General features: G+C 64.1%; 26 protein-coding genes. 13 read left to right on the top strand and 13 right to left on the bottom strand.

From position 1 onward, the window contains the following. Positions 1-49 precede the first annotated feature (49 nt). The 6 genes from BG457_RS11410 to purC all read right to left on the bottom strand — a co-directional run bounded on the left by BG457_RS11410 (position 50) and on the right by purC (position 6,791). Positions 50-1,381 carry a sigma-54-dependent transcriptional regulator gene (locus BG457_RS11410; protein ID WP_071797276.1) on the bottom strand — a complete coding sequence of 444 codons (1,332 nt, stop codon included), beginning with the start codon at positions 1,379-1,381 and terminating at the stop codon, positions 50-52. 81 nt (positions 1,382-1,462) lie between these two features. Further along, entirely contained in the window at positions 1,463-3,160 is a 1,698-nt protein-coding gene (locus tag BG457_RS11415) for a sensor histidine kinase (protein ID WP_245770993.1), read from the bottom strand. A gap of 124 nt (positions 3,161-3,284) precedes the next feature. Then, complete coding sequence (gene purQ / locus BG457_RS11420) at positions 3,285-3,953, bottom strand: phosphoribosylformylglycinamidine synthase subunit PurQ (protein WP_071797277.1); 669 nt, start codon at positions 3,951-3,953, stop codon at positions 3,285-3,287. A gap of 710 nt (positions 3,954-4,663) precedes the next feature. Continuing rightward, complete coding sequence (locus BG457_RS11425) at positions 4,664-5,701, bottom strand: zinc-binding dehydrogenase (protein WP_071797278.1); 1,038 nt, start codon at positions 5,699-5,701, stop codon at positions 4,664-4,666. A 73-nt stretch (positions 5,702-5,774) separates the two neighbouring features. Then, complete coding sequence (gene purS, locus BG457_RS11430) at positions 5,775-6,014, bottom strand: phosphoribosylformylglycinamidine synthase subunit PurS (RefSeq protein WP_071797279.1); 240 nt, start codon at positions 6,012-6,014, stop codon at positions 5,775-5,777. Positions 6,015-6,029: 15 nt separating this feature from the next. Further along, complete coding sequence (gene purC, locus BG457_RS11435) at positions 6,030-6,791, bottom strand: phosphoribosylaminoimidazolesuccinocarboxamide synthase (protein ID WP_071797280.1); 762 nt, start codon at positions 6,789-6,791, stop codon at positions 6,030-6,032. A 175-nt stretch (positions 6,792-6,966) separates the two neighbouring features. Between purC and BG457_RS11440 the strand changes: the two genes are divergently transcribed. The 3 genes from BG457_RS11440 (at position 6,967) to BG457_RS11450 (ending at position 9,359) form a co-directional block, all read left to right on the top strand. After that, complete coding sequence (locus BG457_RS11440) at positions 6,967-7,278, top strand: DUF1476 domain-containing protein (RefSeq protein WP_071797281.1); 312 nt, start codon at positions 6,967-6,969, stop codon at positions 7,276-7,278. A gap of 227 nt (positions 7,279-7,505) precedes the next feature. After that, the gene (gene bmt, locus BG457_RS11445; RefSeq protein WP_071797282.1) at positions 7,506-8,537 is read left to right on the top strand and encodes a betaine--homocysteine S-methyltransferase; all 1,032 of its coding nucleotides are present in this window, start codon (positions 7,506-7,508) and stop codon (positions 8,535-8,537) included. Positions 8,538-8,657: 120 nt separating this feature from the next. After that, positions 8,658-9,359: a corrinoid protein gene (locus BG457_RS11450; RefSeq protein ID WP_071797283.1), complete on the top strand. Its 702-nt coding sequence runs from the start codon at positions 8,658-8,660 to the stop codon at positions 9,357-9,359. A gap of 606 nt (positions 9,360-9,965) precedes the next feature. Here BG457_RS11450 and BG457_RS11455 read toward each other — a convergent pair. Continuing rightward, entirely contained in the window at positions 9,966-10,775 is an 810-nt protein-coding gene (locus tag BG457_RS11455) for a ferredoxin--NADP reductase (RefSeq protein ID WP_071797284.1), read from the bottom strand. Positions 10,776-10,992: 217 nt separating this feature from the next. Here BG457_RS11455 and BG457_RS11460 point away from each other — a divergent pair, with 217 nt between their 5' ends. Further along, on the top strand, positions 10,993-11,469 hold the full coding sequence (locus BG457_RS11460; protein ID WP_071797285.1) for an Lrp/AsnC family transcriptional regulator: 477 nt from the start codon (positions 10,993-10,995) through the stop codon (positions 11,467-11,469). Positions 11,470-11,526: 57 nt separating this feature from the next. Then, positions 11,527-12,138 (top strand): COG3650 family protein, encoded by a 612-nt coding sequence (locus tag BG457_RS11465; RefSeq protein WP_071797286.1) that lies wholly within the window; start codon positions 11,527-11,529, stop codon positions 12,136-12,138. On the opposite strand, the gene BG457_RS11470 is transcribed toward BG457_RS11465, so the two are convergent. Next, complete coding sequence (locus tag BG457_RS11470) at positions 12,128-12,577, bottom strand: DUF1499 domain-containing protein (RefSeq protein WP_071797287.1); 450 nt, start codon at positions 12,575-12,577, stop codon at positions 12,128-12,130. The two genes, BG457_RS11465 and BG457_RS11470, sit on opposite strands and share 11 nt — an antisense overlap. Beyond that, entirely contained in the window at positions 12,574-13,545 is a 972-nt protein-coding gene (gene speB, locus BG457_RS11475; RefSeq protein WP_071797288.1) for an agmatinase, read from the bottom strand. Before speB ends, BG457_RS11470 begins: the two co-directional genes overlap by 4 nt. Positions 13,546-13,606: 61 nt before the next feature. Between speB and BG457_RS11480 the strand changes: the two genes are divergently transcribed. Next, entirely contained in the window at positions 13,607-14,947 is a 1,341-nt protein-coding gene (locus BG457_RS11480; RefSeq protein ID WP_071797289.1) for an NAD(P)/FAD-dependent oxidoreductase, read from the top strand. A 41-nt stretch (positions 14,948-14,988) separates the two neighbouring features. Here BG457_RS11480 and BG457_RS11485 read toward each other — a convergent pair whose 3' ends face one another. The 3 genes from BG457_RS11485 to BG457_RS11495 form a co-directional block, all read right to left on the bottom strand. Next, complete coding sequence (locus BG457_RS11485; protein WP_071797290.1) at positions 14,989-16,383, bottom strand: aspartate aminotransferase family protein; 1,395 nt, start codon at positions 16,381-16,383, stop codon at positions 14,989-14,991. Between the two features lie 73 nt (positions 16,384-16,456). Continuing rightward, positions 16,457-17,107: a GntR family transcriptional regulator gene (locus BG457_RS11490; protein ID WP_071797291.1), complete on the bottom strand. Its 651-nt coding sequence runs from the start codon at positions 17,105-17,107 to the stop codon at positions 16,457-16,459. A 45-nt stretch (positions 17,108-17,152) separates the two neighbouring features. Next, positions 17,153-18,376 carry an acyl-CoA dehydrogenase gene (locus tag BG457_RS11495; protein WP_071797292.1) on the bottom strand — a complete coding sequence of 408 codons (1,224 nt, stop codon included), beginning with the start codon at positions 18,374-18,376 and terminating at the stop codon, positions 17,153-17,155. 130 nt (positions 18,377-18,506) lie between these two features. Between BG457_RS11495 and radA the strand changes: the two genes are divergently transcribed. The 4 genes from radA (at position 18,507) to BG457_RS11515 (ending at position 22,381) form a co-directional block, all read left to right on the top strand. Beyond that, positions 18,507-19,865 carry a DNA repair protein RadA gene (gene radA / locus BG457_RS11500; protein ID WP_071797293.1) on the top strand — a complete coding sequence of 453 codons (1,359 nt, stop codon included), beginning with the start codon at positions 18,507-18,509 and terminating at the stop codon, positions 19,863-19,865. Between the two features lie 26 nt (positions 19,866-19,891). Then, the gene (locus tag BG457_RS11505; RefSeq protein WP_071797294.1) at positions 19,892-20,443 is read left to right on the top strand and encodes a CvpA family protein; all 552 of its coding nucleotides are present in this window, start codon (positions 19,892-19,894) and stop codon (positions 20,441-20,443) included. A 70-nt stretch (positions 20,444-20,513) separates the two neighbouring features. Beyond that, complete coding sequence (purF, locus tag BG457_RS11510; RefSeq protein WP_071797295.1) at positions 20,514-21,968, top strand: amidophosphoribosyltransferase; 1,455 nt, start codon at positions 20,514-20,516, stop codon at positions 21,966-21,968. After that, positions 21,965-22,381 carry a DUF1284 domain-containing protein gene (locus BG457_RS11515; protein ID WP_071797296.1) on the top strand — a complete coding sequence of 139 codons (417 nt, stop codon included), beginning with the start codon at positions 21,965-21,967 and terminating at the stop codon, positions 22,379-22,381. Before purF ends, BG457_RS11515 begins: the two co-directional genes overlap by 4 nt. A 69-nt stretch (positions 22,382-22,450) precedes the next feature. On the opposite strand, the gene BG457_RS11520 is transcribed toward BG457_RS11515, so the two are convergent. Next, on the bottom strand, positions 22,451-23,023 hold the full coding sequence (locus BG457_RS11520) for a biotin transporter BioY (protein WP_071797297.1): 573 nt from the start codon (positions 23,021-23,023) through the stop codon (positions 22,451-22,453). Positions 23,024-23,297: 274 nt separating this feature from the next. Between BG457_RS11520 and rpsF the strand changes: the two genes are divergently transcribed. Genes rpsF through rplI form a run of 3 tightly spaced genes read left to right on the top strand, consistent with a single transcriptional unit; the run spans position 23,298 to position 24,553 of the window. Beyond that, positions 23,298-23,684: a 30S ribosomal protein S6 gene (gene rpsF, locus BG457_RS11525; protein WP_071797298.1), complete on the top strand. Its 387-nt coding sequence runs from the start codon at positions 23,298-23,300 to the stop codon at positions 23,682-23,684. A 14-nt stretch (positions 23,685-23,698) separates the two neighbouring features. Continuing rightward, entirely contained in the window at positions 23,699-23,926 is a 228-nt protein-coding gene (rpsR, locus tag BG457_RS11530; RefSeq protein ID WP_071797299.1) for a 30S ribosomal protein S18, read from the top strand. Positions 23,927-23,938: 12 nt separating this feature from the next. Then, positions 23,939-24,553 carry a 50S ribosomal protein L9 gene (gene rplI, locus BG457_RS11535; protein WP_071797300.1) on the top strand — a complete coding sequence of 205 codons (615 nt, stop codon included), beginning with the start codon at positions 23,939-23,941 and terminating at the stop codon, positions 24,551-24,553. Positions 24,554-24,711 lie beyond the last annotated feature (158 nt).

Here is a 24,711-nt window from a genome sequence, read left to right on the forward strand (position 1 = left end):
GGGGGGGCAGCGCCCCCCCTCTTTTTCCGGCTCCGGCCAAGCACAGCCCTCAGACGTAATCGCCGCGCACCAGCCCGTATTTCGCCATCTTCTCGTTCAGCGTCCGGCGCGGCAGGCGCAACTCTTCCATCACTGCCGTAATGGACCCTTTGTGGCGGCGCATCGTATTGTCGATCAGCATCCGCTCAAACGCCTCGACATGCTCTTTCAGCGGCTTGCCCTCGGTCGTCAGAGCCTCATTCGTAGCCTCGTTATCGGCCATGATCAGCGACATCAGCGCGCCTTCTTCGCGGCGGCTCTGCAGCACGGCCCGCTCGGCGATATTGACCAGCTGGCGCACATTCCCCGGCCAGGGCGCCTGCAACAGTTGCGCCGCTTCGGGCATCGAGACGGCAGGCGTGGCACAGCCATATTCCTCGGCGAACTGGCCCAGATAGGTCGTGAACAGCGCCAGAATATCCTCGCCCCGCATCCGCAGCGGTGGCAGCGTGATCTTATGTGCGCAGATCCGGTAATAGAGATCGGGGCGCAGCGCATCCTCGATGGTCTGCCCCGCGCGATGCGTGTTGCAGACCGCCACGATCCGCGTCTCGGGCGGCGTGCCCAGCTCGTTGATCAGCCCCAGGACCCGCGCCTGCATCGCCTCGGACAGGCTCTCGATATCTTCCAGCACCAGCGTGCCCCCGCGCGCCTCCTCGATCAGGGGCTTGCCGACCATATCCTCCACCGGACCAAAGAGCCGCGCGCTCAGCGCATCATCCGCAAGCCCGGCGCAGCTGATCGTCACCAGCTTGCGCCCCGCCCGCATGCCCACCGCATGCAGCGCATGCGCGACCAGCGTCTTGCCGGTGCCGGTCTCGCCATCGATCAGCACATGCCCGTCCGCCTGGCCGATATCGAGGATCTCCTCGCGCAGCCGCTGCATCACCTCCGAGGCGCCGACCAGCCGCTTCATGATCGTGCTGCCATCCGACAATTCGCTGCGCAGCGCGCGCGCCTCCAGCGCGAGCGAGCGCTTCTTCACCGCCTTTTCGGCCAGCGCCATCATCTTTTCGGGATTGAACGGCTTTTCGAGGAAGTCAAACGCGCCAAGCCGCATCGCCTCGACCGCAATCGGCACATCGCCATGCCCGGTGATCATGATCACCGGGATGGTGCTGTCCAGCGCCACCAGCTTTTTCAAGAGCGTCATCCCGTCCACATTCGGCATGCGGATATCGGTGATCACCACACCGGGAAAATCCGCGCCGATCCCGGCCAGGGCTTCCTGCCCATCGGCATAGGTCTCGGTCGTGAACCCGGAAAGCGCCAGCCACTGGCTGATCGACTGACGCATATCCTGTTCATCATCGACAATCGCAACGCGCATCTGACGGCTCATGACGGGGCTTCCTCCGAATGATTTTGGCGTCTTAGGTCCGAAAACGGGTCCGGGAACAAGAGAACCCGGCGCAAAACCGCGTTACTCGGCAGCATTTTGCTGCATCCCGTAGCGCGGAAACTCGGCCTCGAACAGCGCGCCGCCCTCGGGCGCATTCACGGCCGTCAGCCGTCCGCCATGGTCCTTGACGATCCCGGATGAGATCGCAAGCCCCAGCCCTACCCCCTTGCCCGCAGGCTTGGTGGTGTAGAACGGCTCGAACATGCTGTCGATATCGGCGATCCCGTGGCCATTGTCGCGCACGGTCAGCTTGGCCATCTCGCCCTGACTGATGATGATGTCAATCTGCGGGCTGTTCGTGCCCTGGGTCGCATCCACGGCATTGCGCACCAGATTCAGGATCACCTGCTCCACCCGCACGGTATCGCCTAAGATGATCACCGGCTCCGGCGGGACCGTGCGCACCACCAGCACCCGGCTGTCGCGCAGCATCGGCTCCATCATCGTCAGCGCATCGGCCAGACAGGTGCGCAGATCAATCGGCGCGAAAGCCTCGCCGCCCTTGCGCGCAAAGGATTTCAGCGTCCGCGCGATACTGCCCATCCGGTCGATCAGATCATCAATCCGCTGGAACGAGGCCAAAGCCTCCTCAGAGCGCCGCGCGCGCAACAAAAGCCGCGCCCCGGCCAGATAGGTTTTCATCGCCGCCAAAGGCTGGTTCAGCTCATGGCTGACCGAGGCCGACATTTCGCCCAAAGACGCCAGTTTCGCCGATTGCGCCAGCGTCTGTTCCGCCACCGCCAGATCCTTCTGCATCCGCACCCGCGCCGCGATCTCGCGCTGCAGCCGCGCATTCAGCGCCCGCAGATCATCCGATTCCTGCTGAAACACCGCCGATTGCGACCAGGCCCTGCGGCTGAGGATATAGAAAACCAGCGCCAGCAGCAGCGCAAACCCCGTGAGCAGAAGCGCGAGCGCCCCGTTCACGCTTTCGCGCACCGAATCGTAGCGCGTGAAACTCACCAGCCGCCAGCCCCGGAACGGCACCCGCACTTCTGACCGCAGCACCGCCTCGCCGCGCACGAAAGCGTCGGGCGGCGTCTGCGCCCAATCCGCCGTGGCGCGCAGCGCCCGTGCAATCGCCGAGGGCGCATCGCGCAGCGCCAGTGCCTCGTCGAGCGTCCGCCCCCGCCAGCGCGGCTCGGTCGCAAGGATGATCCGCCCGCTCGAATCCATCAGCGCCACAGCATCCGCAAACCCCGCCCAGCTGCGCTCGAATTTGGACAGATCCGCGCCCACGACCACAACGCCGATCACCTCATTGCCCTGCCGCACCGAGCGCGAGAACGAAAACCCGAACCCCCCGCTCTCCAGATCCTGCACCAGAAAGGCGGTGTCAGAGGCCCGCCGTGCCTCGACAAAAGTAGGCTCGCTGCTGCGGTTCTTGCCCAGCTGATTGCGATCCGTCGCCGCCACCACCCGCCCGCCATTGTCGAGCAATTCGATCGAGGCCGCGCCAATCTCCGATTGCAGATCAATCAGCCGCTGCGAGGTGGTGGCAAAACTGCCCTCGCGCAGCGCCGCGATCAGCTCCGGATCGCGCGCCAGCAAAAGCGGCACCACGGAATTGCGCTGCAATTCCGACTGGATATTCCCGGAATAGAGCACCAGCCGCAATTCCGCGCGGTTGCGCGTCGATTCCACCAGCCGGTCGGCCAGAAACGCATTGAGAAACCACGCGCTGACCAGCGCCACCACCACCAGCGCGGCAACCACCATCCGCCCCCAGAGGGGAATGCCCAGAATACTGGCGCGGCGATTGTCAAGTTCAGGCGGTCCGACCATGGGCAGCAGGATAGGCCCATTGCCAGGACCGCTCAAGCCTTCCGCACTCCCGCGCAGATCAGGCGGGCGCAAAGGCGCTCATCAGCCCGTCAAACATCGCCCGCCCGTCGGCACTCCCGTGCAGGGGCGCGAAAGCGCGCTCGGGATGCGGCATCATCCCCAGCACCCGGCGGTTCTCCGACAGGACGCCTGCAATATCATGCATCGAGCCATTGGGATTGGCGAGATAGCGAAACGCCACCCGCCCCTCGCCTTCCAGCCGCGCCAGCACTTCGGGATCGGCCATGTAATTGCCGTCATGATGCGCAATCGGCACCTGCAATTCGGCCCCGGTCGCATAGCCAGAGGTGAAGGCACTCTCGCTGGTCTCGACCCGCAGCCCCACCGTGCGGCAGATATATTTCAGATTGGCATTGCGCAACAGCGCACCGGGCAGAAGCCCCATCTCCACCAGCACCTGAAACCCGTTGCAAATGCCCAGCACATGCCCGCCCCGGCCCGCATGATCCACCACGGCCTTGCCGATGGGCGAGCGTGCCGCAATCGCCCCGCAGCGCAGATAATCGCCAAAGCTGAATCCCCCCGGAACCCCCACGATATCGGTGCCCTCGGGCAGGCTGGTATCCTTGTGCCAGACCCGCACCACCTCGGCCCCGGCCTGCTCGAAAGCCGTGGCCAGATCGCGGTCGCAATTCGATCCGGGAAAGGTAATGACAGCAGCTTTCATCGCGCGGCACTCCGGTCATGAGGATTGTCGCGCAGCCCATAGCGCGAAAGCACCGCCGCTGCAAAGCGAAAACCGGCGCGAGCCCCCGCTGCGCGCGCTCTGATCGCGCGCGCCCGCCTTTCATCCGGCCCAATACGCCGCAGAGGCGACGGAGGACAGCCCCCAACCGGCCCCGCAGGCTTCCGCCCCGCCCCAACCGTCCATTTTCTTGCTGCAAATACTCCGGGGGGTCGCCGCAGGCGACGCCACAGGCGACGGGGGCAGCGCCCCCAACCCCGCAGATGTCCAGCGCGTCCGCCATCCGCCACGCCCGCCGCCGTCAAGCCCCTCGCAGGCTCCAGCCCAAGCCCAGCGCTTCATCCTGCCCCAAATACTCCGCAGGAAGGCACTGCTGACGACGAGGGGCAGCGCCCCCCACCACTCCCGCGCTCAAATCCAGAGCGCCGCGCCCTCCACCGGCCCCGCAGGCTTGAGCCCCGGCGCCAACCGCCCATTTTCTTGCCGCAAAATACTCCGGGGGGTCGCCACAGGCGACGCCACAGGCGACGGGGGCAGCGCCCCCACCCTCTCCAGAGCGCCGCGCGCCGCCCACCAACCCCGCCGCCAGCAAGCCCCGAACAGGGTTCAGCCCCAGACCCAACCCTCATTTTCTTGCCGCAAATACTCCGGGGGGCGCCGCCGCAGGCGGCCGGGGGGCAGCGCCCCCCTCTTCACCCTTTGAAATCCGCGATCACCGCCACCCCCGGCGCCATCGGCCCGTCAAACAGCGCCAGTTCCGCCCCCGCCTTTGACAGCCCCACCTCGCGCGCGATCATCGGCGTGAAATCCACCAGCCCCGCTTGAATCATCCCCAAAAGCGAGGGGTATTTATGCGCAGGCATTCCCCGCGTGCCGAAAAGCGCCAGATTCTTCTGATAGATCACGCTCATATCGATCTCCATCTGCGCATGCGGCCCCGAGGGCAGACCGACCTGCACATGCCGCCCCAGCGCCCGCAGACAGCGCAAGGAGGCATTGGTGGTCTGCGCAATCCCCAGCGCCTCGACCGAGACATGCGCGCCGCCGCCGGTCAGATCGCGAATCGCCTCAGACACATCGCCCGCGCGCGCATCCAGCGCCGCCTCTGCCCCCAGCGCCAGAGCATGCTCCAGCTTCTCGGGCACCACATCGACCGCGATCACCCGCGCCCCCAGCGCCCGGCCCAGAAGCAGCGTGGCAAGCCCGATCCCGCCAGTGCCATGCACCGCCAGCCATTCACCGGGGCGCAGATTGGCCCGGTCGGTCAGCGCGTGAAAGGCGGTCGTCACCCGGCAGCCCAGACCCGCGGCCAGCACCGGCGACATGCCCTCGGGCAGCCGTGCCAGATTATGCGCATGCGCGACAGCGATATATTCGGCGAATGCTCCGGGTTCCGCAAATCCCGGCAGGCGCTGGTCGGGGCAGGTATTCGAGACGCCCGAGCGGCAGGCCGGGCAGGAACCACAGGCCAGAATGAAGGGTGCGATCACCAGATCGCCCGGTTTCCAGCCCGCGCGCGGCCCCGCCTCGACCACTTCGCCGCAATATTCATGCCCCGGTATCTGCCCCGGTTTGACCCGCGGATGATGGCCGATCCAGCCATGCCAGTCCGACCGGCAGATCCCGCAAGCGAGCGTGCGCAGCACGACGCCATCTTCCTCGCAAGCAGGGTCAGCCACCTGCTCGATGCTCAGATCCTTGCGGTACTCTCTCAGAACTGCGGCGCGCATCACACCCTCCCTGCACATGTTCAGGAAAGATGCTGCCCCGCGCTGCGACCCGCGTCAATCGGCCAGTTGCGGCTCAGGCAGGCTCGACGCGGTAGCTCTCGATCACCGTATTCGCCAAGAGCTTCTCGCACATCTGCTGTGCCGCCGCTTCGGCGCGGGCGGCATCCGTCTCAGCCAGATCGAGTTCAATCATCTTGCCCTGACGGACCGAATTCACGCCCTCAAACCCCAGCGCGCCCAGCGCATGCCGGATCGCCTCGCCCTGCGGATCCAGAACCCCGGCTTTCAGCGTGACAAATACACGGTATTTCATGGCCAAACGCGCCTCTCAGTTCATCAGTTTCGGACGGGTGATCGGGGTGGGCGATTTGGGCATCACCCCCAGACGCCGCGCCACTTCGGAATAGGCATCAGTCAGATTGCCCAGATCGCGGCGGAACACATCCTTGTCCAGCTTCTGCCCGGTCTTGATATCCCACAGGCGGCAACTGTCGGGGCTGATCTCATCGGCCACGACCAGCCGCTGCATATCGCCGTCGAACTGACGCCCGATCTCGATCTTGAAATCCACCAGCCTGATACCGACCGCCAGCATGATCCCCGACAGGAAATCATTCACCCGAACGGCAAGCGCGACGATATCATCCAGATCCTGATGGCTCGCCCAGTTGAAGGCCAGAATCTGATCCTCTGTCACCAGCGGATCACCCAGCGCGTCATCCTTGTAGTAAAATTCGATGATCGGGCGCGGCAGTTGTGTGCCCTCCTCGATCCCCAGCCGCTTCGACATCGAGCCTGCGGCGATATTGCGCACCACCACTTCCAGCGGAATGATCTCGACCGCGCGGATCAGCTGCTCGCGCATATTGATGCGGCGGATGAAATGCGTGGGCACCCCGATCTGGTTCAGCCCGTTCATCACGAACTCGGACAGGAAGTTGTTGAGCACCCCCTTGCCCTCGATCACATCGCGCTTCTCGGCATTGAAGGCGGTGGCATCATCCTTGAAATACTGCACCAGCGTGCCCGGCTCGGGGCCTTCATAGAGAATCTTGGCCTTGCCCTCATAGACCTTGGTGCGGCGTGCCATTCATCTTCTCCAGTGCTGATCGGGGTTCGCGGCGTGTCTCGCTGCCCTATAGCCGCTCTGTGCTTTCAGGGCAAGGCAGCCTGTTTGCGCAGCCGCCCCCGGTTTTGTCCTTGCGGGCCCGCACGCGAGAAGCCATATCTTGATCAACATCCCGACCACCAGAAAGAGGCCAGACATGACCACATTCCAGGACCGCGAACGCGCTTTCGAGAATAAATTTGCCCATGATCAGGAAATGGTGTTCAAGGCCATCGCGCGGCGCAACAAGAAGCTGGGCCTCTGGGCAGGCACCCTTCTGGGCAAGACCGGTTCCGGCGTCGAGGCCTATGCGATGGAAGTGATCCGCGCCGATTTCGAGGAAGCGGGCCATGAGGATGTGGTGCGCAAGGTCATGGCCGATCTGGCAGGGGTGGCCGATGAAGCCACGATCCGCGCGAAGATGGCCGAGTTCCTGACCGAGGCCAAGGCCGAGCTGGCCGAAGGCTGATCCGCAGCTCCCGAACACAGCCCCCGAACGCAGCCCCGAGACCCCGGAACCCAGGGCAGCCCCTGCCGCCCGCCCCGGACCAGAGCGCCGGTTCCTGCGCCGCAAGTGAACCGGCCTCATCATCCTCATGCGCAATATGAATTTGCCTCATCGCCCGGACTATGCGAGGGGGAACAAAACCCCGCCCGCGCGAGTCGGGGGTGGGACAGCATGGGAAAGGCGCAGGAATGAGCGACGCATTGACGAAAATGCTGGCCAGCCGGGACTGGATTCTGGCCGATGGGGCGACAGGCACCAATCTTTTCAACATGGGTCTGGCCTCGGGCGATGCGCCGGAACTCTGGAACGCCGACGAGCCCGAAAAAATCCGCACCCTCTATCGCGGCGCGGTCAATGCCGGGTCGGATCTCTTCCTGACCAACACTTTCGGCGGCAATGCCAGCCGCCTGAAACTGCACAACGCCCAATCCCGCGTCCATGAGCTGAACCGCCTTGGTGCCGAACTGGGCCGCGAAGTGGCCGATAGCGCGGGCCGCCCGGTCATCGTCGCAGGCTCGGTCGGCCCCACCGGCGAGATCATGGCGCCGATGGGCGCGCTCACCCATGAACTCGCGGTCGAGATGTTCCATGAACAGGCCGAAGGGCTGAAAGCGGGCGGCGCCGATGTGCTCTGGGTCGAGACCATCTCCGCCCCCGAAGAATACAAGGCTGCCGCCGAGGCCGCAGCGCTCGCTGGCATGCCCTGGTGCGGCACCATGAGTTTCGACACTGCCGGGCGCACCATGATGGGCGTCACCTCTGCTGCCATGGCGCAGATGGTGGGCAAGCTGAAACACAAGCCGCTCGCCTTCGGCGCGAATTGCGGCGTCGGCGCCTCGGATCTCCTGCGCACCGTGCTGGGTTTTGTCGAGGCAGGCACGGACCTGCCGATCATCGCCAAGGGCAATGCCGGGATCCCGAAATACCATGACGGGCATATCCATTACGACGGCACGCCTGCGCTGATGGCCGATTATGCCGTGCTCGCCCGCGATTGCGGCGCGCGCATCATCGGCGGCTGCTGCGGCACCATGCCCGAACATCTGCGCTCCATGCGCGCGGCGCTGGAAAGCCGCGCCCCCGGCCCCCGCCCTTCGCTCGATCAGATCAAATCGGCTTTGGGCGGCTTCTCCTCCGCCGTGGACGGCACCGAAGCCGATGGCGCAGGCCCGGTCTCGCGCCGCCCCCGCACGGGCGGCAGACGCCGCAGCGAGAGCTAGAAGTCGCGGCAAAGCTGGCCCATGTCGCAATTGGAAAAGTCCCGATCCGCAATCTGAACCAAAGCACAAGATAGACCTGAGTATCCCCGCATCCGGGGTCTGGCCGTGAAGGAAAGCGCCATGTCCGACGAAGAAGAAATCATCCTCTCCGAACTCGCCGATGACGAACTCGTCGAACAGATGATGGACGATCTCTATGACGGGATGAAAGACGAGATCGAAGAGGGTGTGAACATCCTGCTCGAACGCGGCTGGACCCCTTACGACATCCTGACCAAGGCGCTGGTCGCAGGCATGACCATTGTCGGCCACGATTTCCGCGACGGCATCCTGTTCGTGCCCGAAGTGCTGCTGGCCGCCAATGCGATGAAAGCGGGCATGGCGATCCTCAAGCCCCTGCTGGTCGAAACCGGTGCGCCCCGCATGGGCAAGATGGTCATCGGCACCGTCAAGGGCGATATCCACGATATCGGCAAGAACCTTGTCGCGATGATGATGGAAGGCGCCGGGTTCGAAGTGGTCGATCTCGGCATCAACAACGCGGTTGAAGCCTATCTCGAAGCGCTCGAGTCTGAGCAGCCCGATATCCTCGGCATGTCCGCGCTGCTGACCACGACCATGCCCTATATGAAAGTCGTGATCGACACGCTGATCGCCCAGGGCAAGCGCGACGATTATATCGTGCTGGTGGGCGGTGCGCCGCTGAACGAGGAATTCGGCCGCGCTATCGGCGCCGACGCCTATTGCCGCGACGCTGCTGTTGCCGTTGAGACTGCGAAAGAATTCGTGGCGCGCAAGCACAACCAGATGGCGGCGGGCTGAGGCTTCAGCTTTGCGCTGGATTTGAGGGGGCAGACCGGTTTGCGGTCTGCCCTTTTGCTTTGGGCGCGCGAGCGCCCTTCCCGATCAGCCTGCGCCACAGCCCGCTTTCACCCGCCCTGCCTTCATCTTGCCGAAAATACTCTCACTGAGTGGCAACGGGCCGCAAGGCCCGGCGCTTCCCTCTCCTCTCCCCCCATGCGGCACCAAGCCGCGCTGTCGAGGGCGGAAAAGATGCCGCGCAGCGGGACGAGGCGCACAAGGGGGAGACACCGACAATGCACCACCTTCGCCCTACTTCCCGCCCGGCACCGCCGGGCAGCGCCCGCGAATGGCAAGGGAGGGCGGGCGGGCCATGAGCGGGCGCTTCTTGACGCCGGGAATATCCGCAACACCAAGCCCCACGGATTGCCCCGAGGCGGCATCGATACGATCTGTTCACCTTGAATCCCGATGATTAACGGGGCGATTCTCTGTTCTTCCCGCCCGGCAACGCCGCGCGCTCCGGTAATTTTCGCCTGTCAAAATCAGCTTTCAGCGGATGAAAAAAGAACCCCGCGACAGACGCGGGTTTTTTTCACCTGATGAAAGGCTTTTTCAAATCAACATCTAGTCGACGAAAGCCTTTTCCACCACATATTCTGCGGGGGCAGAGTTCGCCCCTTCGCGCAGGCCCGCTTCTTCCAGTATCTTCTTGATATCCAAGTTGAAATCCAGCGATCCGCAGACCATCGCCCGGTCAATCGCCGGATCCAGCGGCGGGATGCCCAGATCAGAGAAAACCTTGCCGGACAACAGGTTATCGGTCACTCTTCCCATATTCGCACTCGGCTCGCGCGTCGTCGCCGGGTAATACAAGAGCTTGCCCTCGACCAGTTCCCCGATCAGCGGATCCTCCGGCAGCGCCTCGATCAGGTTTCTGCCATAGGTCAGTTCCGCCGCCTCGCGGCAGGTATGCATGACGATAACCTGTTGATATTTCTCCCAGGTTTCCGGGTCGCGCAAGAGCGAGGCAAAGGGCGCAATCCCGGTTCCGGTGGCCAGCATCCACAGCCGCTTGCCGGGCAGCAGCGCATCAAGCACTAGCGTTCCGACCGGTTTTGGCCGCAAGATGATGGGGTCGCCGGGCTGGATATGCTGCAGGCGCGAGGTCAGCGGGCCATCCGGCACTTTGATGGAATAGAATTCCAACTCCTCGTCCCATGACGGCGAAGCTATTGAATAAGCTCGCAAAACTGGCTTGCCATTATCGCCCATCAGCCCGATCATCACGAACTCGCCCGAGCGGAAGCGCAGGCTTTGCGGGCGCGAGCAGCGAAAGGCAAAAAGCCTGTCGGTATAATGGGTTACGCTTGTGACCACCTGCGCATCGGGCAGCGTGGGGGTGGCTTTCGGCGGGGTGACACTCGTCTCGGTCATCGGGTTCCGGCTTTCGGTTCAACAGATATCAGGTCCGCTCAGACCCGGTCGCAGGACTATCCGGCCCCCCGCCCATACGCTTTGACCGAGGTCAAGATCAAGCCCGCCACCGGCCCGAAAACAGCGCCACTGGAACAGATTTCCACTTGCGCGGTATGTCATTGTACAGATTGGAAAATTGTTCTAGTTTTCCCTCCGGATCAACGGAGTAATTCACATGGCCTCAGGACTAGATGATCTCGACCGGCGCATCCTTGCCGAGTTGCAGCAGGATGCCAGCCAGTCGCTCGATGACATTGCGCAAAAGGTCAATTCCAGCAAGACCCCGGTCTGGAACCGCATCCGCAAGCTGCGCAAACTGGGCGTGATCACCCGCGACACAGTGCTTCTGGACCCCGAAGCCCTTGGTCTGGAAGCCTGTTTTTTCGTTCTGGTCCGCACTTCGGCGCATGAGAAGGACTGGCAGGCGCGTTTCCTCCATGCCGTCCGCGCCCGCCCCGAAGTCATGGAAGCCCACCGGCTTGCGGGCGATATTGACTATATCCTGAAAGTTCGCGTCCCCAATGCCCGCGCCTATGACCGTTTCTATCAGGCGCTGATTTCCGAAGTCAGCATCCATAACGTGACCGCATTGCTGTCGATGGAGGAAATCAAGTTCACCACCGAGATGCCGCTGGAACACACGAAAACCTGATCACGCCTCCGCGAAATCCGGCCTAGGGTGGTGGCACGATGATTTGAGGAGGAATCCATGAAAGCCAAAGCCTTAGCGCTGATCTGCGCCATGTTTTTCAGCACGACTGCGACCGCCGAGCCCCTGCCGCAGCTCTATGATGTGACGGGCGTCGCGGCGGGTGACGTGCTCAATATCCGCGCCAGCGATTCCGCCAGTGCCGAGATTATCGGCACGCTGCCCCGCGATGCCCAGGCCGTCGAGGTGGTCGCCATCAATGACGCAGGTAGCTGGGGGCAGGTGAACACCGCCGAGAGAGCAGGCTGGGTCAATCTGACCTATCTGGCCGCGCGCGGGGTGCATATCGACCATTATAACCTGCCCGACGGGCTGTTCTGCATGGGCACCGAACCCTTCTGGTCCGCGCAGAATACCGGCGGGCGGTTGCATTTCGACACCCCCGACACCCCCGCCCGCGACATGGAAATCTGGATGGCGCAGGATAGCGGTATCGAAGGCGATCTGCGCCGGATGCTGCAATTTGCGGGGATTGGCGGGCCGGGAATGGGCTTCATCTACCCCACCCAATGCAGTGACGGCATGTCCGACCGCGCTTATGGGCTGGCGATCAGCCTGATGACCGCACCCGATTCGGCCATGCTCTCGGGCTGCTGCACGCTCAGTCGCTGAGTGCCGCGATCCAGCGGGTGATCCGGGCGCGGTTCACCCCCAGATCGGAACGGCCAAAGCGCGACCGGGCGAAAGCAAGCAGCATCGCCCCCTCGCCCGCCGGTTCAATCAGGATCGAACTGTAATCCGGGAAGCCCATCAGGGGCGTGCGGCTGAGATAGGTCATATGACCCGAGGCCAGCGAGCCCGCGATCAACTCCGCCCCATCCGCGCGCGCCACCGCATCCACCCGCGCGGCCAGCGCCTCGGGGCGCATCTGGAAGACGCGCGGCATCTCATCCCCGCCCACCATGCGGATCAGGTGAAAATTCGGGCTGGAGGGGCGCGCAACAAGGCGCGGGTCTTCATGCCAGCGCGCCGGATCTGTCGGGGCAAGGCGGATCCAGGCCATCACAGCCAGCGCCAGAACCCCCAGTGCAAGCCCCAGCAGCTTGATCATTTCCCCTGTCCTTTCAATGCCTTGCAATAGAGGCAGATCAGTTCCATCCCGACATGCGCGCCCATGATCGCCGTTGCCCCGCTCGCATCATAGGCTGGGGCCACTTCGACGACATCACCGCCTTTCAGCGCGATTCCGTCCAGCGCGCGCAGCATCACCGCCACCTGATTGGGCGTGAGCCCGTTCCAGACCGGCGTGCCGGTGCCCGGCGCAAAGCCCGGATCCAGCGCGTCGATATCGAAGCTGATATAGCACGGCCCCTCGCCCACAATCTCGCGTGCCTTCACTGCTGCGGCTTTGGGCCCAAGCTCATGCACTTCAAAGGCGTCGATGACATGCACTCCTAGATAGTCAGGACATTCGGTGCGAATCCCGATCTGGACAGAATGGGCCGCATCCACGATCCCCGAACGTACCGCCTTATACATGAAGGTTCCGTGATCCATGCGTTCGCTGTCTTCATCCGGCCAGAGATCGGAATGCGCGTCGAACTGGATCACCCGCATCGGGCCGAAACGCTCGGCATAGGCGCGCAGGATCGGCAACGTGATCGAATGATCGCCCCCCAGCGTCAGCGATCCCGCCCCCGCATCGAGAATCGTCGTGATATGGGCGCGCAGAAGCTCGGGAAACTCCCATAAACGCCCGTAATCATAGGCAATATCGCCGTAATCCGTGATCACGAAATCAGACAGCGGATCGAACCCCCAGCCATAGGGCGGATCATAGGTCTGCAGCGCGCTCGCCTCGCGCAGGGCGCGCGGGCCGAATCGCGCGCCGCTGCGATTGGTCGTGGCCTGATCGAAACAGACGCCGGTGACGGCCAGATCCACGCCATCCAGATCCTTGGTATAGCTGCGGCGCAGAAAACTCGTGGCCCCGCCAAAGGTGTTCTCGAAGGACAGCCCCTTGCGCCGGGGGCGCGTCAGGGCGGTATCGACTTCATGCGCGGCATCTTCAAGTGCCATGGGGATTGCCTCTTGCAGGATATGGCTTAGGCATAGCCCAAGCAGGGTGACAGGAAAACAGATGCTCTACGAAGCCGAAGGATATGACGCGACGCACTGGCCCGACAGCTACTGGCGCGCCTCCTGCGCCGCGCTGCCGCCCTGCCCCGCGCTGGAAGGCGCGGCGCAAACCGATGTGGTGATCATCGGCGCAGGCTATGCCGGGCTGAACGCGGCGCTGGAACTGGTGGAGCGGCATGGCGCGGATGTGGTGGTGCTGGAGGCAGGACAGCCCGGCTGGGGCGCATCGGGACGCAATGGCGGCTTTTGTTGTCTGGGCGGCGCGCGCCTGTCCGAGCGCACTATCGCGCGGCGCTTCGGTGCGGGGGCGGTCGCGGAATGGGAGGGCTATGAGCGCGCGGCGATTGCCCGCGTCGAGGATAATCTGGCGCGCCACGGGATCGATGCGCAGGTGACGGAACCGGGGGAATTGCTGCTCGCGGACAGTCCGCGCGCCTGGGCGCGGATGCAGGCCGCGCCGCTGCCCGAGGGGGCGCGGCTGCTGGACCGGGCCGCGCTGCGCGCCGAGGGGCTGAATACCGGGGCCTATCTGGGTGGCCTCTATACGCCCGACGGCTTCGGGCTGCACCCCTATGCCTATGTTACAGGTCTTGCCCGTGCGGCGCTGGCAGCCGGGGTGCGGGTTCATGGCGAGAGCCGCGCAACGGGCTTGCATCCGCTCGCGCAGGGCTGGCGGGTCGAGACGGCGCGCGGCACAGTGACCGCGCGGCAGGTGCTGGTGGCGACGAATGGCTATAGCGACGAGCGGTTGCTGCCATGGCTGAAGGCGCGCATCCTGCCTGCGATCTCGAATATCATGGTCACGCGGCCGCTGACGCAGGCGGAACTGGACGCACAGGGCTGGACGCGCCAGCTGATGGCCTATGACAAACGGATGCTGCTGCATTATTTCCGCCTGCTGCCCGATAACCGGCTGATGTTCGGGGCGCGCGGGGGGCTGTCCTTCCGGCCCGGCCCGGTCGTGGATTTCGCCAGGCGCGCGCGGGCCGAGTTCGAGCTGATCTTTCCCGCTTTTGCCAAGGCAGAAACGGATTATGGCTGGAACGGGCTGGTCTGCCTGACATCCTCGCTCGCGCCCTATATCGGCCCTGTGCCGGGGGAAGAGGGGCTGTTCTGCGCGCTGGGCTGGCATGGCAACGGGGTGGCGGCGGCCTCTGAAGGCGGGCGCCGCGCTGCCCGCGCGCTGATGGGCGAGAGCACAGCCCCGCCCGCGATCACCCGCCGCGTACCGCCGCGTTTCTGGCTGCCGCGCAAATGGGCGCTGGGGGCGGGCATGGCCATGGCAGGGGTGATCGAGGGGCGGATGCGGACACACGGTCAGGCGGGCGCGCCTCCTGCGTAAGGTGCGTGCTGCAGCACGCACCCTACCGGACGGCAGGCGCATCACGCAGCCGCTTTCAGCATCCCCTCGCGCTGCAGATGCGCCCAGGTCTGATCGAGCGTCTTGCGCGCCCGCGCGACCAGCTCGTCAATATCGGCAGGCGTGATCACCAGCGGCGGGGCAATGATCATGCGGTCGCCGACATGGCGCATGACCAGATTATTGCCGAAGGAATATTCGCGGCAGATATAGCCCACAGTGCCGGGTTCCGAGGCAAAACGCGCGCGGCTGGCCTTGTCGGGCGTCAGCGCAAGGCTGGCCATCAGCCCGCGCGAGACCGCCTCGCCCACCAGCGGGTGATCGGCGAGCGACCCCCAGGCCTGCGCGAGATAGGGCGCGGTCTCATGGCGCACGCGGTCAATGATACCTTCTTCGTCCATGATGCGCAGGTTTTCCAGCGCCACCGCCGCCGCGACCGGATGGCCGGAATAGGTATAGCCGTGGTTGAACTCATCCTGCGCGATGGTCCGCGCCACCTCGTCACAGACAATCGAGCCGCCGATGGGCTGATAGCCCGAGGACAGGCCCTTGGCGATGGTGATGATATGCGGGCGGATGCCATAGCCTTCGCAGGCGAACCAATGGCCCGTGCGCCCGAACCCGGTGATCACCTCATCGGCGATCAGCAGGATGCCGTATTTGTCGACGATGCGCTGGATCTCGGGCCAGTAGCTTTCCGGCGGAATGATCACACCCCCTGCCCCCTGCACCGGCTCGGCGATGAAAGCCGCGACATTCTCGGCGCCCAGTTCAAGGATCTTCTCCTCCAGCGCGCGCGCGCGGGCCAGACCGAAGGCTTCGGGCGTCATGTCACCGCCCTCGCCCCACCAATAGGGCTGGTCGATATGGACAATGCCGGGAATGGGCAGCCCGCCCTGTGCATGCATCGCGGCCATCCCGCCAAGCGAGCCGCCGCCCATGGTCGAGCCGTGATAGCCATTCTTGCGCGCGATCACGATATGGCGCTGCGGCTGGCCCTTAAGCGCCCAGTAGTGCCGCACCATGCGCAGGTTCGTATCATTCGCCTCGGAGCCGGAGCCCGCGAAGAACACATGATTCAGATCGCCCGGTGCGAGTTCGGCCAGACGCGCGGCGAGTTGCAGCGCGGGGACATGGCTGGTCTGGAAAAACGTGTTGTAATAGGGCAATTCACGCATCTGCCGTGCGGCGACCTCGGCCAGTTCATGCCGCCCATAGCCGATATTGACGCACCAGAGCCCGGCCATGCCGTCGATCAGTTCCGCGCCCTCGCTGTCGGTCAGCCGCACCCCTTCGGCGCGCACGATGATGCGCGCGCCCTTCTGGCCCAGCGCGCCATTGGCGGTGAACGGGTGCATGTGATGGGCGGCGTCCAGCGCCTGCAACTCAGCGGTCGGCGCAATATTGGTCAGCGTCATGGCGGGTCTCCAGATCCGGGAATTGCACGCAGGATAGGGGTTGCGCGCCCGCCGTCAAGATAATTTGATCAAATTATGCGTAAAGCCCGGCATCGAGCCCCGCGCGGATATTCGAGACCCCTTGCGCGATATCATCTTCCAGTGCGGCCAGCAGCCCCGCCTCATCCTGTGCAGCCAGTGCCGCCAGCAGGCGCCTGTGGTGATCGGCCCCGTCGCCGCCCCGCCCCAGACAGACCACGCGCAGCGAGGGGCCGAAGCGCAACCAGAGCGCGGCGGCCACGCCTTCGAGCACCTCTGACCCCGCCCGCGCATAGAGCGTGAAATGGAAGCTGTGATTCTCGCGCAGATAGGCCGGGATATCGCCCGCCGCGATTGCCGCATCAAGGCGCAGATCAATCGCGCGCAGTTGCGCGATCAGCGCGGCATCGCTGGCGCGCAGCGCCTGCCGCGCCAGTTCGGTCTCGACCATCCGCCGGGCATAGCCCAGATCCTTCAGCGCGCGTGCGTCCAGACGCGGAACCGAGACGCGGCGGTTGCCCTGCATCACCAGCGCCCCTGCCGCGATCAGCCGCCGGATCGCCTCGCGCACCGGGGTCATGCCAAGCCCCAGCTTGGCCACCAGCCCTTCGATGGTCACCGCCGCCCCCGGTGCCAGTTCCCCGAAAAGCACCATGTCGCGCAGCCGCGCATAGGCAATCTGATGCGCGGGCACCCGATCTGTCACCGCCCCACCTTGTTCATTTTCTTGCCAGAAATACTCATTCTTCCCTCAGAAAAACGCCTGCAGCCCGGTCTGGGCACGCCCCAGAATAAGTGCATGCACATCATGGGTGCCTTCATAAGTGTTCACCGTTTCCAGATTGATCATATGGCGCATGACCTGAAACTCGTCGGCAATCCCGTTGCCGCCATGCATGTCACGCGCATGTCGTGCCATCTCCAGCGCCTTGCCGCAATTGTTGCGCTTGATCAGGCTGATCATCTCGGGCGCGGCCTCGGCCGCATCCATCAGCCGCCCCACCTGCAGCGCCGCTTGCAGGCCCAGCGCGATTTCGGTCTGCATATCGGCGAGTTTCTTCTGGAAAAGCTGGGTCTGCGCCAGCGGTCGCCCGAATTGCTTGCGGTCCAGCCCGTATTGCCGCGCCGCCTGCCAGCAGGCTTCCGCCGCCCCCATCACCCCCCAGGCAATGCCGTAGCGCGCGCGGTTCAGACAGCCGAACGGCCCTTTCAGCCCCTCGACATGCGGCAAAAGCGCGTCTTCGCCGACCTCGACCCCATCCATCACGATCTCGCCGGTGGTCGAGGCGCGCAGGCTGAGCTTGCCCTCGATCTTCGGCGCAGACAGGCCCGCCATGCCCTTTTCCAGCACGAAACCGCGGATCTTGCCGCCATGCGCCTCGGATTTGGCCCAGACCACGAAAATATCGGCAAAGGGGCTGTTCGAGATCCACATTTTCGTTCCCGTCAGCCGGTAGCCCGTCGCGGTTTTTTCGGCGCGGGTCTTCATGCCTGCGGGGTCCGATCCGGCATCGGGTTCGGTCAGGCCGAAACAGCCGATCAGCGCGCCGGAACAGAGGCCGGGCAGGTATTTCATGCGCTGCGCCTCGGCTCCATAGGCATAGATCGGATAGATCACCAGCGAGGATTGCACCGACATCATCGAGCGATAGCCCGAATCCACCCGCTCAATCTCGCGCGCGATCAGCCCGTAGGTGACGTAATTCGCGCCAAGCCCGCCATAGGTTTCAGGCAGGGTCGCGCCCAGAAGCCCGGCCTCGCCCATCAGCGAAAACAACTCAGGATCGGCGGCCTCACTGCGGTAGGCGGCGGTCACGCGCGGCTGCAGCACCGATTGGGCAAACTCATGCGCCGCGTCGCGCAGCATGCGCTCATCCTCGGAAAGCTGGCCTTCCAGCTTCAGCGGATCCGCCCAGAGAAACTGTCCCAGATCCGGGGCGTCCTTGGGCTGTAGCGCGGGGCGGTCGAGCGGCATGGCCTATCCTCCATCGGGTCTGCATCGGTCCGGGGCAAGTCTAGCAACAACCAGCCGGGGATTGCCAGATGTGATACGCGCTCGCGGTGCAGCCTTGCGCGGGCAATCCCGGCCTGCGATAAGCCCGCGCATGGCCAAAGCCCTGCCCCAATTCACCTGCACCGCCTGCGGTGCGACCCATCGCAAATGGTCCGGCCGTTGCGACGCCTGCGGCGCGTGGAACACGATCATCGAGGAAGCGCCACTTTCCAGCGGCCCCGGCACGCGCGTCACCAAAGGGCGCAGCATCGCGCTGAGCACGCTTGCGGATGCCGAAGCGCCGCCGCCGCGCAGCGGGTCCGGGCTGGCCGAGCTGGACCGCGTGCTGGGGGGCGGGCTGGTGGCGGCCTCTGCCATTCTTGTGGGCGGCGATCCGGGGATCGGGAAATCGACGCTCTTGTTGCAGGCCACTGCAAGTTTCGCCCGCAAAGGCTTGAAATGCCTCTATATCTCGGGCGAGGAAGCGGCGGCGCAAGTGCGGCTGCGCGCGGCGCGTCTGGGCCTGTCGGATGCGCCGGTGCAGTTAGGCGCAGAAACCAATCTGCGCGATATCCTGTCCACGCTGGACACGGAACGCCCCGATCTGGTGGTGATCGATTCGATTCAGACCATGTGGCTCGATACCATCGACTCGGCCCCCGGTTCAGTCTCCCAGGTGCGCGCCTCGGCGCATGAACTGGTCAGTTTCGCCAAGAAGCGCGGCGTGTCGGTCATCATCGTCGGCCATGTCACCAAGGAAGGTCAGATTGCCGGGCCGCGCGTGGTGGAGCACATGGTCGATACCGTGCTTTATTTCGAGGGTGAGCGCGGGCATCAGTTCCGTATCCTGCGCGCGGTCAAGAACCGCTTTGGGCCAGCCGATGAGATCGGCGTCTTCGAGATGACCGGCGCGGGGCTTGCGGAAGTGGCCAACCCATCGGCGCTGTTTCTGTCCGAGCGCGGCACCCCTGCGCCGGGATCGGTGGTCTTTGCCGGGATTGAGGGCACGCGCCCGATGCTGACCGAGATTCAGGCGCTGGTCGCCCCCTCGCCGCTTGGCACCCCGCGCCGCACGGTGGTCGGGCTCGATTCGGCGCGACTGTCGACGATTCTGGCGGTGCTGGAGGCCCGGTGCGGCATTCCCTTCGCGGGGATGGATGTGTTTCTGAATGTGGCGGGCGGCATGCGGGTGCATGAACCTGCCGCCGATCTGGCGATTGCCTGCGCGCTTTTATCCGCTCGCGAAGATGTGGCTTTGCCGCCAGAGACGGTTGTTTTCGGGGAAATCAGCCTCTCGGGCGCGCTGCGCGCGGTGTCCCAGACCGAAAACAGGTTGAAAGAGGCGCAAAAACTTGGTTTCTGCGCAGCACTCGCGCCCTGTCTGGTGAAACCGGCGGCGATTGCAGGAATTGAGTTGAAAGAAATGCCCGATCTGGCACAGGTAGTCGGGCAGGTATTTGGTGCAGGCTAGTACCCCGCCTGAAACAGGAGAGCAGGATGGAAGGCTTCAATATCGTCGATGCAGGCGTGGCGGTGATTGTCATTGTCTCGGGCATCCTTGCCTATTCGCGCGGCTTCATGCGCGAAAGCCTGGCGATTGCCGGATGGATTGCGGCCGCCGTTCTGGCCTTCATCCTCGCGCCCGCCGTGCAGCCTCTGGTGCGGGAACTGCCCTATGTCGGCAATTTTCTGGGCGATAGCTGCGAATTGAGCGTCATCGCCTCTTTCGCGGTGGTCTTTGCCGTGGTGCTGGTGCTGGCCTCGCTGTTCACGCCGCTGTTTTCCAGCCTGATCCGAAATTCCGCGCTTGGTGGGGTGGATCAGGGTGCAGGCTTCCTGTTCGGGATCGCGCGGGGCTTCCTGCTCGTGGCCATCGCGCTGATGGTCTATGAGCGCGCCGTGCCGCGCGGCTCGGTCGAACTGATCGAGACGTCGCGCTCTGCCAGTATTTTCGGCAATTTCTCGGGCAATCTGGATCAGGCAGTGCCGGAAGATGCGCCAAACTGGCTGGTCGGCAAATATGAAGAGCTTGTGAGCATCTGCAGCTAAGTGGGGGGCGTGACAGGGTGCCCGCAATGGGGTAGAGAGCGCCCAACTTCCCCAGCGATGCGAGTCTGCCATGCTCAGCCACCCTTTCGATGACGACAAGTTACGCGAGGAATGTGGGGTATTTGGATGTATCGGCCTTGAGGATGCTGCGAATTTCGTGGCTCTGGGCCTGCATGCGCTGCAGCATCGCGGGCAAGAGGCGGGCGGGATCATCACCCATCACGCCGAATCAGGCTTTCACTCGGCGCATAGATTCGGGCTGGTCCGTGACAATTTCACCAAAGCCGGTGTGATCGAGGCGCTGCCCGGTGCCATCGCCATCGGCCATGTGCGCTATTCCACTGCCGGATCGAAAGGCGCCACGCAGATCCGTGATGTGCAGCCCTTCTTCGGCGAGTTTGCCATGGGCGGCGCGGCAATCGCGCATAACGGCAATATCACCAATGCCGATGCGATCCGGCGTGAATTGATCGAGCGCGGCTCGATCTTTCAGTCCAGTTCCGACAGTGAATGCCTCATTCATCTGATGGCGCGGTCCTTCCAGAAGACGATCCCCGAACGGATGAAAGACGCGCTGCGCCGCGCCGAAGGAGCGTTTTCGGTCGTCGCCATGACGCGCACCAAGCTGATCGGCGTGCGCGATCCCCTGGGCGTGCGCCCCTTGGTGCTGGGGCGGCTGCACGCGGGCTGGGTGTTGGCCTCGGAAACCTGCGCGCTGGATATCATCGGGGCCGAGTTCGTGCGCGAGATCAATCCCGGCGAAATGGTGGTGATTGATGCCAAAGGCGTCGAATCGATGCGCCCCTTCGCGCCGCAGAAATCGCGCTTCTGCATCTTCGAGCATGTCTATTTCTCGCGCCCCGACAGCTCCTACGGTGGTCGTTCCGTCTATGAGACCCGCCGCCAGATCGGGGTTGAACTGGCCCGCGAAGCCCCGGTCGATGCGGATCTGGTCTGCCCCGTGCCCGATAGCGGCACGCCTGCAGCCATCGGCTTCAGTCAGGAATCGGGCATCCCCTTCGCGCTGGGGATCACGCGCAACCAGTATATGGGGCGGACCTTCATCGAGCCGTCTCAGGCGATCCGGTCCATGGGCGTGCGGCTGAAGCTGAATGTGAACCGCGCGCTGATCCGGGGCAAGCGGATCATTCTGGTGGATGATTCGGTGGTGCGCGGCACGACCAGCCAGAAAATCAAGGAAATGATCCTTGAGGCGGGCGCGGCGGAGGTGCATTTCCGCATCGCCTCGCCGCCGACCGCCTGGCCGTGTTTCTACGGGGTGGACACGCCCGAGCGCGAGAAACTGCTGGCCGCGACTATGACCGAAGAGGAAATGCGCGATTTCATCGGGGTGGATTCGCTGAAATTCATCTCGCTGGACGGGCTGTACCGGGCAGCGGGCGAGGCCGAGGGGCGCAACGCCGCCTGTCCGCAATATTGCGACGCCTGTTTCTCGGGCGAATATCCGGTGGCGCCTTCGGATATGATCGAGCGCGGCTTCGAGCCCAAACACGCGGCGGAATGAGCGGCAAGGTTCAGTTTCGCCCGCATCATTTCCTCTGTGCGCTGGGGTTTCAGGGCAAGGGATACTCGCACGGTTTCACCGCGAATATGGCCGGGATCGTTGACCGGCTGCGCGCGCCCGGCGGCGATGCGGTCGAGATCGAGGTCACGTTTCAGGCCGATCACATCTGCGCCCCCTGCCCGCATCGGCGCGGCACTAGCTGCGAGAATGCCGGGAAAATCAGTGCATTGGATGCGCGGCATGCGGCGGCGCTGGGGCTGCATGACGGCGAGAGGCTGACATGGGGCGCGGCGCAGGCGCGGATTGTCGCCGCTGTCCCCGAAGGGGCGCTGGCGCAGCTTTGTGCTGGCTGTCAGTGGCACGAACTGGGCCTGTGTGCGCGGGCGCTCTCGGATCTGCACGCGCGGCGCTGATCGGTTATCGGGTATGAAAAAGGGCGGGCACCACAGCCCGCCCTTGTCATTTTTCCCAGCCGGACCGGCTCAGGCTTTGCGGTTCTGCCAGGCGGTCCAGGCGCCGGTGACGATCAGTGCCGCCACAGCGGATTTCACCACACCGCCCAGCTGGAACGGCACGGCACCGGCCATTGCGGCGCCTTGCAGATCCAGCGGCGTGATGACCCACAGCCACAGCACGCCCGGCACGAAGAGAAGAAGTGCCGGAATAAAGGCGGCGAGGAACAGCCGACCAAAGCCACGGTCCAGACCGCGCTGCACCAGATAGCCGGTCAGCCAGGCCATGGCGACGAAACCGATCAGGAAGCCGCCCGTCGGACCCATCAGATGCACCGCGCCCGCAGCGCCACCGGCAAAGACCGGCAGACCCGCCGCGCCCTGCGCCAGATAGGTGAGCAGCGTGGCCCCCGCCAGCCGTGCGCCATAGGTCAGCCCGATCAGCGAGATCGCCAATGTCTGCAGCGTCATGGGTACCGGAAACATCGGTACGCTGACCTGCGCAGACATGCCCACCAGCACCGAGCCAAAGACCACCATCGCCAGCTTGCGCAGCAATGTGTCATCGGCACCGAGTGCGGTCATCAGAGGAGTATGAGCCATTCCGGACCCCCATTTGAAAGAAAGTTTCGCGGTCTTTATGCGTCAGGCGTGTTGCAGTGGCAAGCCTGCGCTTGGTATGTTGGCGCAAGCAGCCCTGTGTTTTTGCCCCTGAGCCAGCCGCAGCGGGTATGTTGTGACTTGCGTTGCGGGCCGGATGCGTCTATGCCGCCCCATCTTCCCGCGAGTCTTTGACCCGGCGCAGCTCTCGTGGACAGGGAGCGGGAAGCTGGACCCCTGTCTTTTGAAATGCGCCCCGAGAATGAATGGAGATCGCATGCCGCTTTACGAGCATGTCATGATCGCGCGTCAGGATCTGTCGAATGCACAGGCCGAAGCGCTGATCGAGCATTTTGGCGCAGTTCTGGCCGATAATGGCGGGAAACTCGTGGATCACGAGTATTGGGGCGTCAAGACCATGGCCTATAAGATCAACAAGAACCGCAAGGGGCATTATGCCTTCCTGCGTTCGGATGCGCCTGCAGAAGCCGTGCAGGAAATGGAGCGTCTGATGCGCCTGCATGACGATGTGATGCGCGTGCTGACCGTCAAGGTCGATGCGCATGCCGAGGGCCCCTCGGTTCAGATGCAGAAGCGTGACGAGCGCGACCGTGGCGATCGCGGGGACCGCGGCGACCGCGGCGACCGTCGCCGGGCATCGTAAGGAGGATCAGGACCATGGCAACCAAACCGTTTTTCCGTCGCCGCAAGGTATGCCCTTTCTCGGGCGAGAACGCTCCGGCGATCGACTACAAGGATGTGCGTCTGCTGCAGCGCTACATCTCCGAGCGTGGCAAGATCGTGCCCTCGCGCATCACCGCTGTCTCGGCCAAGAAACAGCGTGAGCTGGCCCGCGCCATCAAGCGCGCGCGTTTCCTGGCCCTGCTGCCTTACGCTGTGAAATAAGGAGCAAGACCCATGCAAGTGATCCTTCTGGAACGCGTGGCCAAGCTTGGCCAGATGGGCGATGTCGTGAGCGTGAAGCCCGGCTATGCCCGCAACTACCTGCTGCCGCAGGGCAAGGCGCTGCGCGCCTCGGATGACAACATCAAGTCCTTCGAGCACCGCAAGGCCGAGCTGGAAGCGCAGAACCTCGAAACCCGCAAGGAAGCGCAGGCTGTCGCCGACAAGCTGGAAGGGGCCAGCTATGTGGTCATCCGTCAGGCCTCTGACGGTGGCGCGCTCTATGGCTCTGTCAGCCCGCGCGATGTGGCGGATCTGCTGGACGAGGCTGGTGTGAAGGTCGAGAAGCGTCAGATCGTGATCGCAACGCCGATCAAGACGTTGGGCCTGCACAAGGCGCTGATCAACCTGCACCCCGAAGTCGAGGTCGAGGTCGGTCTGAACGTCGCCCGTTCGCCCGAGGAAGCGGAAGTCCAGGCCTCTGGCAAATCGATTCAGGAACTGGCTGCCGAAGAGGAAGCCGCTGCCGAATTCGAGATTTCGGAACTGTTCGACGATATCGGTGCTGCCGGCATGGATGACGACGATCCGCGCAATGACGGCGCCAGCGCCGATCCTCGCGACGCCTGATCCGCCGCGACGCCCAGAAACCCTACGGCCTGCCCTGCTTGGGCGGGCCGTTTTTCTTTGCGGGTTCCTGTTCCGGTTTGGCGGCAGTTTCTGGCATATTGTCGTCATTTTGTTGCAAAGCCCCGGATTTCGCGCCTTTTTCGAGGCTCAGCTTGTCC

Origin of the sequence: Natronohydrobacter thiooxidans (assembly GCF_001884735.1) — a bacterium.
Taxonomy (GTDB): Bacteria; Pseudomonadota; Alphaproteobacteria; order Rhodobacterales; family Rhodobacteraceae; genus Roseinatronobacter; species Roseinatronobacter thiooxidans_A.

Coding starts and splice junctions, on each gene's coding strand:
- purC (WP_071797280.1), bottom strand. CDS start 6,791: ATGGCACGCCGCACCAAGGTCTATGAGGGCAAGGCCAAGATTCTCTAT.
- BG457_RS11425 (WP_071797278.1), bottom strand. CDS start 5,701: ATGCGCGCCGCAGTTCTGAGAGAGTACCGCAAGGATCTGAGCATCGAG.
- speB (WP_071797288.1), bottom strand. CDS start 13,545: ATGGCACTTGAAGATGCCGCGCATGAAGTCGATACCGCCCTGACGCGC.
- radA (WP_071797293.1), top strand. CDS start 18,507: ATGGCCAAAGCCCTGCCCCAATTCACCTGCACCGCCTGCGGTGCGACC.
- BG457_RS11410 (WP_071797276.1), bottom strand. CDS start 1,381: ATGAGCCGTCAGATGCGCGTTGCGATTGTCGATGATGAACAGGATATG.
- BG457_RS11495 (WP_071797292.1), bottom strand. CDS start 18,376: ATGCCGCTCGACCGCCCCGCGCTACAGCCCAAGGACGCCCCGGATCTG.
- BG457_RS11440 (WP_071797281.1), top strand. CDS start 6,967: ATGACCACATTCCAGGACCGCGAACGCGCTTTCGAGAATAAATTTGCC.
- rpsR (WP_071797299.1), top strand. CDS start 23,699: ATGGCAACCAAACCGTTTTTCCGTCGCCGCAAGGTATGCCCTTTCTCG.
- BG457_RS11515 (WP_071797296.1), top strand. CDS start 21,965: ATGAGCGGCAAGGTTCAGTTTCGCCCGCATCATTTCCTCTGTGCGCTG.
- BG457_RS11480 (WP_071797289.1), top strand. CDS start 13,607: ATGCTCTACGAAGCCGAAGGATATGACGCGACGCACTGGCCCGACAGC.
- BG457_RS11505 (WP_071797294.1), top strand. CDS start 19,892: ATGGAAGGCTTCAATATCGTCGATGCAGGCGTGGCGGTGATTGTCATT.
- bmt (WP_071797282.1), top strand. CDS start 7,506: ATGAGCGACGCATTGACGAAAATGCTGGCCAGCCGGGACTGGATTCTG.
- BG457_RS11460 (WP_071797285.1), top strand. CDS start 10,993: ATGGCCTCAGGACTAGATGATCTCGACCGGCGCATCCTTGCCGAGTTG.
- rplI (WP_071797300.1), top strand. CDS start 23,939: ATGCAAGTGATCCTTCTGGAACGCGTGGCCAAGCTTGGCCAGATGGGC.
- BG457_RS11520 (WP_071797297.1), bottom strand. CDS start 23,023: ATGGCTCATACTCCTCTGATGACCGCACTCGGTGCCGATGACACATTG.
- BG457_RS11485 (WP_071797290.1), bottom strand. CDS start 16,383: ATGACGCTGACCAATATTGCGCCGACCGCTGAGTTGCAGGCGCTGGAC.
- purQ (WP_071797277.1), bottom strand. CDS start 3,953: ATGAAAGCTGCTGTCATTACCTTTCCCGGATCGAATTGCGACCGCGAT.
- BG457_RS11470 (WP_071797287.1), bottom strand. CDS start 12,577: ATGATCAAGCTGCTGGGGCTTGCACTGGGGGTTCTGGCGCTGGCTGTG.
- BG457_RS11415 (WP_245770993.1), bottom strand. CDS start 3,160: ATGGTGGTTGCCGCGCTGGTGGTGGTGGCGCTGGTCAGCGCGTGGTTT.
- BG457_RS11450 (WP_071797283.1), top strand. CDS start 8,658: ATGTCCGACGAAGAAGAAATCATCCTCTCCGAACTCGCCGATGACGAA.
- BG457_RS11455 (WP_071797284.1), bottom strand. CDS start 10,775: ATGACCGAGACGAGTGTCACCCCGCCGAAAGCCACCCCCACGCTGCCC.
- BG457_RS11465 (WP_071797286.1), top strand. CDS start 11,527: ATGAAAGCCAAAGCCTTAGCGCTGATCTGCGCCATGTTTTTCAGCACG.
- rpsF (WP_071797298.1), top strand. CDS start 23,298: ATGCCGCTTTACGAGCATGTCATGATCGCGCGTCAGGATCTGTCGAAT.
- purS (WP_071797279.1), bottom strand. CDS start 6,014: ATGAAATACCGTGTATTTGTCACGCTGAAAGCCGGGGTTCTGGATCCG.
- purF (WP_071797295.1), top strand. CDS start 20,514: ATGCTCAGCCACCCTTTCGATGACGACAAGTTACGCGAGGAATGTGGG.